Origin of the sequence: Streptomyces sp. NPDC021012, assembly GCF_044333355.1 — a bacterium.
GTDB lineage: Bacteria > Actinomycetota > Actinomycetes > Streptomycetales > Streptomycetaceae > Streptomyces.
On record NZ_JBIRQU010000022.1, the window covers coordinates 68,785 to 74,784 of the forward strand.

A 6,000-nucleotide genomic window follows, 5' to 3' on the forward strand; every position below is an offset into this window, starting at 1 on the left:
CGATCGAGCCGGAGCACCGACGAAGGGACCACGTACACCCATGAGCGCGTCAGGCGGAACCAGGGCGATCGTGGCGGCACTCGCCGCCAACCTCGCGATCGCCGTAGCCAAGTTCGTGGCGTTCCTCTTCAGTGGTTCGTCCTCGATGCTCGCCGAGAGCGTCCACTCGCTCGCCGACTCCGGCAACCAGGCCCTGTTGCTCCTCGGCGGCAAGAAGGCCCAGCGCGAGGCCACCCCGCAGCACCCGTTCGGCTACGGCCGCGAGCGGTACATCTACGCCTTCCTCGTCTCCATCGTGCTCTTCTCCGTCGGTGGCATGTTCGCCATCTACGAGGGCTACGAGAAGATCAAGCACCCGCACCCCATCGAGGCCTGGTACTGGCCGGTCGGCGTGCTCGTCTTCGCGATCATCGCCGAGAGCTTCTCCTTCCGCACCGCGATCAAGGAGTCCAACGAGATCCGCGGCGGCCTCTCCTGGAAGGAGTTCGTCCGCCGCGCGAAGGCCCCCGAACTCCCCGTCGTCCTCCTGGAGGACCTCGGCGCCCTCGTCGGCCTTGTTCTCGCCCTCGGCGGCGTCGGCCTCGCCCTGGCGACCGACAACGGCGTCTGGGACGGCATCGGCACCCTCTGCATCGGCATCCTGCTGATCGTCATCGCGCTCATCCTGGCCGCCGAGACCAAGTCGCTCCTCCTCGGCGAGGCCGCGGGCGTCGACGACGTCAAGAAGATCGAGGCGGCCGTCGTCGACGGCGAGACCGTCACCGGCCTCATCCACATGCGCACGCTCCACCTCGGCCCCGAGGAGCTCCTCGTCGCCGCCAAGGTCGCCGTCCGGCACGACGACACGGCCACCGAGGTCGCGCGTGCCATCGACGCCGCCGAGGAGCGCATCCGCGCCGCCGTCCCGATCGCCCGGGTCATCTATCTGGAGCCCGACATCTACAGCGAGCAGGCCGCCTCCGCGGGCCCGGACCCGGCCGCGACCCCGGGCGGCTCCGGCCACTGACCCCGCGGGCGCGCACGCCCCCACCACCTCAGGCCCCCGGGACCGCGACGGCCCGGGGGCTTCGCACGTCCGTACGGGCGGCACTTCTCAAGGATTGCTGGAGTGCCCGGCTGACTCGATGAGGACTTGTGGCACGCCGCGTTGATCGGTGTAGATTCGTGAAGAGCCAGACGTCGCTGCTGATGGCGGTCGGGCGGTCCGTGGACCGTCCGAGGGAGAGAGGGCCTCCGACGACGGCACCGAGCAAGCGCCCGGGCATTCGTGTGCCCAGCGGCGCCCTGCGGTGGTGCCAGGCGCCTCAACCGACCCTCGCAACTCCCATCATCACGAGGAGCAGCCCAGTCATGACGACTGCCGCCCACCAGGACTTCAAGGTCGCCGACCTCTCCCTGGCCGCCTTCGGCCGCAAGGAGATCACCCTCGCCGAGCACGAGATGCCCGGCCTGATGTCGATCCGCCGGGAGTACGCCGAGACCCAGCCGCTCGCCGGCGCCCGCGTCACCGGCTCCCTGCACATGACCGTGCAGACCGCCGTCCTCATCGAGACCCTGGTCGCCCTCGGCGCCGAGGTCCGCTGGGCGTCCTGCAACATCTTCTCCACCCAGGACCACGCCGCCGCGGCCATCGCCGTCGGCCCGAACGGCACCCCGGAGAACCCCCAGGGCGTCCCGGTCTTCGCCTGGAAGGGCGAGACCCTGGAGGAGTACTGGTGGTGCACCGAGCAGGCCCTCACCTGGCCGAACTCGCCCACCGGCGGCCCGAACATGATCCTGGACGACGGCGGTGACGCCACCCTCCTCGTCCACAAGGGCGTCGAGTTCGAGAAGGCCGGCTCCGCCCCGGACCCGTCCACCGCGGACAGCGAGGAGTACGGCCACATCCTCCGTCTCCTCAACCGCACCCTCACCGAGAACCCGCAGAAGTGGACCCAGCTGGCGTCCGAGATCCGCGGCGTGACCGAGGAGACCACCACCGGCGTCCACCGTCTGTACGAGATGCAGCAGGCCGGCTCCCTCCTCTTCCCGGCGATCAACGTGAACGACGCCGTGACGAAGTCGAAGTTCGACAACAAGTACGGCTGCCGCCACTCCCTCATCGACGGCATCAACCGCGCCACCGACGTCCTCATCGGCGGCAAGACCGCCGTCGTCTGCGGCTACGGCGACGTCGGCAAGGGCTGCGCCGAGTCCCTCCGCGGCCAGGGCGCCCGCGTCATCGTCACCGAGATCGACCCGATCTGCGCCCTCCAGGCGGCGATGGACGGCTACCAGGTCACGACCCTCGACGAGGTCGTCGAGACCGCCGACATCTTCATCACCACCACCGGCAACAAGGACATCATCATGGCCACCGACATGGCCAAGATGAAGCACCAGGCCATCGTCGGCAACATCGGCCACTTCGACAACGAGATCGACATGGCCGGCCTCGCCAAGATCCCCGGCATCGTCAAGGACGAGGTCAAGCCGCAGGTCCACACCTGGACCTTCCCCGACGGCAAGGTCCTCATCGTCCTCTCCGAGGGCCGCCTGCTGAACCTCGGCAACGCGACCGGCCACCCCTCCTTCGTGATGTCGAACTCCTTCGCGGACCAGACCCTGGCCCAGATCGAGCTCTTCACCAAGCCGCAGGAGTACCCGACCGACGTCTACGTCCTCCCGAAGCACCTGGACGAGAAGGTCGCCCGCCTCCACCTGGACTCGCTCGGCGTCAAGCTGACGACCCTCCGCCCGGAGCAGGCCGCCTACATCGGCGTCGAGGTTGAGGGCCCCTTCAAGCCGGACCACTACCGCTACTGACGCCCCGGGGCGGCGCGAGCCGCCCCCGGACACCCGTAGAGGACTCAGGCAGGCCCCCGCACCCCCGTGCCGGGGGCCTGCCCCGTCCAGCCCCGCTCCCGCTACCGCTCCAGGAAGCGCACCTTCCCGAGGACCGCCCCATGCCCCGCGGCCGTTATTCGCTCCATGACCCGCACGATCACACCCCCCTCGGCGAAGAACACTTCCACTGCGCACCCGGCCCCTCCGGCTGGCGCTACGTCTCGCAGATCACCACCCCCTCGGGCGACCACCGGGGCTCCGTCGACCTGGCCGTCGACGAACTCGGCCGCCCCATCCGCCTCGAACTGCACGCCGCGAGCTGGCAGGTCCGCGGCGCGGCCCTCGACGGCGTCACCTGGGTCCGCACGGACCCCACCGGAACCCACGCCACCGAAGGCAATGTGCGCGCCCACGCCTTCACCGGCACGTCCCCGGCATTCCTCGTCGCCCTCACGCGACTCCTGCGTCTCACCCCCGATTCCCCCGAGACCCGTGTCAGGCTCGTCGCCTTCACGGACCCGGTACTCGCCCCCCTCACGGTCGACCAGTCCTGGGCCCTGCTGAGAAGTGAAGCGCACGCCACTGACAACGGCCCCCTGACGGTGGACGAGTACCAGGTCAGCGCCCTGGACACGGGCGAGCGGCATACGGTCCACATCGCCGGCGACGTGGTCCTCTCGGCCCCCGGCATCGAACTCGAAGCCCTCGAAACCCCTCCGTCGGTCTTCCCCTGACCCGCCTCCGGGCAGCCCGCCCTCGGGCAGCCCGCTCCTCAGGCAGGCGGGGCGAACCCGGTGGGCCGTCCCTTGGACTCCACCGCCGGATCGGACTCCACCGCCGGACCGACGACCGGGGGAGCCGGGGAGGCGACGACCGGAGGAACCGCGGGCGCGAGGACCGGAGCCGGTGAGGGAACGGCCCCCGGCGCCACCACCCCCGCCGACGGGGCGAACGCCCGCCGGGCGTCCCGCGCCTGCCGCTCGGCCACGACCCCCGCCAGATAGGCGTCGGCCGGCACCCCCGCCGGCGGCGGCGTACCCGTCCGCGCGACCAGCTCGTCGGCCAGCCGCTCCGCAAGCCGCCGCCCCACGACCGGGTCCAGCTCACGGGCGCGCGTCAGGTACTGACGTATCTCCAACCACAGCGCCTCCGGCACCGCCGAGAGATCGATCCCGGCGAACCGCCCCACCAGCCACGGCGGCGGCGGAGGCACGGCCAGGACCCGCGCCGCGGGCATCCGCTCCCGTACCACCAGCGTCCCCGCGAAGACGTCCCCGAGCCGCCGCCCTCGCTCGGACACCAGCGAAGCGACACAAGCGACGACCCCGAAGGTCATCAGGATCTCCACGACCCCCATCGCACCCCGCACCAGCGCATGCCGGAACCGGATCGGACCCCCGTCGTCCCGCACCACCCGCAGCCCGCAGGCCAGCTTTCCGAGGGACCGCCCGTGCGACAGCGTCTCCACCGCGATCGGCGCCCCGACGAGCACCAGCAGGAAGGAGGCGACGGACACCGCCATCACCGCCGCCTCGTCGAGCGACGCCGTGGCGACCGTGAGCCCGAGCGTGATCAGCAGATACGCGGCCCAGACCACGACCAGGTCGATGAGCACGGCGAGCGCCCGGCTCGGCAGCCGCGCGGGCTGCAATCCCAGGACGACCGCATCGCCCGTCACCAGCCCACTCACGGCACCCACCCTTCTCCGACCTTCCCGGACCCCTCCGAACGCCAGTCTGCCAAGCTGGCCCGCAGCGCGCCGCAGTAGTCAGTAGTACGGAACCGTCCGCAGCCAGTGCCGGGAGCAGCAGCCGATCATGGACCTCGACGTCTACGTGACCGCCCACCGCGCCGAGTGGGAACGCCTCGACCACCTCCTGGGCCGGGGCGGCAGGCTCACCGGCGCCGAGGCCGACGAACTCGTCGCGCTGTACCAGCGCACGGCCACCCACCTCTCGATCGTCCAGTCGAGCACCCCGGACCCCCTGCTCACGGCCCGGCTCACCCAGCTCGTGGCCCGCGCCCGCGCCGCCGTCACCGGCACCCGCCGCTCCTCCTGGCGCGACGCGGTCCGCTTCCTCACGACCGGCTTCCCCGCCGCGGTCTACCGCTCCCGCCACTGGTGGATCCCCACGGCCGTCCTCTCCACCCTGCTGGCGGTCCTCATCGGCTGGTGGATCGGCACGCACCCGGAGGTCCAGGCGGCGATCGGCGCCTCCACCGACCTCCGCGAGATGACCCGCCCCGGCGGCCAGTACGAGACGTACTACTCCAGCCACCCGGCGGCCTCGTTCGCCGCCCAGGTCTGGACGAACAACGCACAGGCCGCGGCCATGTGCCTGGTCCTCGGCGCCTTCCTCGGGATCCCGGTCCTCTGGATCCTCTTCATGAACATGCTGAACCTGGGCGTCGGCATCGGCCTGATGTCCTCCGCCGGCCGCCTCGACGTCTTCCTCGGCCTGATCCTCCCCCACGGCCTGCTCGAACTGACCGCCGTCTTCGTGGCCGCCGGTACGGGCCTCCGCCTCGGCTGGACCGTCGTCGACCCGGGCCCCAGGACCCGCCGCGCCGCCCTGGCGGAACAGGGACGCGCGGCCGTCGGCATGGCGATCGGCCTGGCCCTGGTCCTCTTCGTCTCCGGCGTCCTCGAAGGCTTCGTCACCCCTTCCGGCCTCCCCACCTGGGCCCGCATCGGCATCGGCATCGCCGCCGAGCTGGCCTTCCTGACGTACGTGTACGTCCTCGGCGGCCGCGCCGCCCGCGCCGGCGACACCGGCGACCTGGAGGAACCCGACCGCAGCGCCACCCTCCCCACGGCGGCCTGATGTGCGTCGGACCCCGCTGAGCTGCTAGTCTCCTCCGGTGCTCGCGAAACCCGTTGACACGGCGGACGCGAGGAGGTAGATTCAAACGGTTGCCTGGAACTGGACAGTTCGGCAGCAACCGGGTAGAGTCTCACTCACTCCGGTAGGGATTTCGATTCCACGGAGTCATCCCGATTCTTATTCGAATCACGAAAGCCACCGATTAGGTCGGCCGAAATGAATCTGATAAAGTCGAAACCGCCGGAAGGGCCCGAAGCGAAAGCGAATGGGACCGGAAAGCACCGAGGAAATCGGATCGGAAAGATCTGATAGAGTCGGAAACGAAGGAAGCGCCCGGAGGGCCCGGAAA

Annotated in this window: 5 protein-coding genes; 4 read left to right on the forward strand and 1 reads right to left on the reverse strand. The window is 70.6% G+C overall.

The window, feature by feature from the left end; genetic code table 11:
• The first annotated feature begins 40 nt into the window (after positions 1-40).
• The 3 genes from ACH4TP_RS38530 (at position 41) to ACH4TP_RS38540 (ending at position 3,560) form a co-directional block, all read left to right on the forward strand.
• Complete coding sequence (locus ACH4TP_RS38530; RefSeq protein ID WP_398192508.1) at positions 41-1,006, forward strand: cation diffusion facilitator family transporter; 966 nt, start codon at positions 41-43, stop codon at positions 1,004-1,006.
• Positions 1,007-1,350: 344 nt separating this feature from the next.
• On the forward strand, positions 1,351-2,805 hold the full coding sequence (ahcY, locus tag ACH4TP_RS38535; RefSeq protein ID WP_389238866.1) for an adenosylhomocysteinase: 1,455 nt from the start codon (positions 1,351-1,353) through the stop codon (positions 2,803-2,805).
• 140 nt (positions 2,806-2,945) lie between these two features.
• Entirely contained in the window at positions 2,946-3,560 is a 615-nt protein-coding gene (locus tag ACH4TP_RS38540) for a hypothetical protein (protein WP_398440524.1), read from the forward strand.
• Positions 3,561-3,598: 38 nt separating this feature from the next.
• Here the strand turns inward: ACH4TP_RS38540 and ACH4TP_RS38545 are convergent, their stop codons facing one another.
• Positions 3,599-4,516: an RDD family protein gene (locus tag ACH4TP_RS38545; RefSeq protein ID WP_398440525.1), complete on the reverse strand. Its 918-nt coding sequence runs from the start codon at positions 4,514-4,516 to the stop codon at positions 3,599-3,601.
• 127 nt (positions 4,517-4,643) lie between these two features.
• Here ACH4TP_RS38545 and ACH4TP_RS38550 point away from each other — a divergent pair, with 127 nt between their 5' ends.
• A complete protein-coding gene (locus ACH4TP_RS38550; RefSeq protein ID WP_398440526.1) occupies positions 4,644-5,651 on the forward strand; it encodes a stage II sporulation protein M in 1,008 nt (335 codons plus the stop codon).
• The last annotated feature ends 349 nt before the right edge of the window (positions 5,652-6,000 follow it).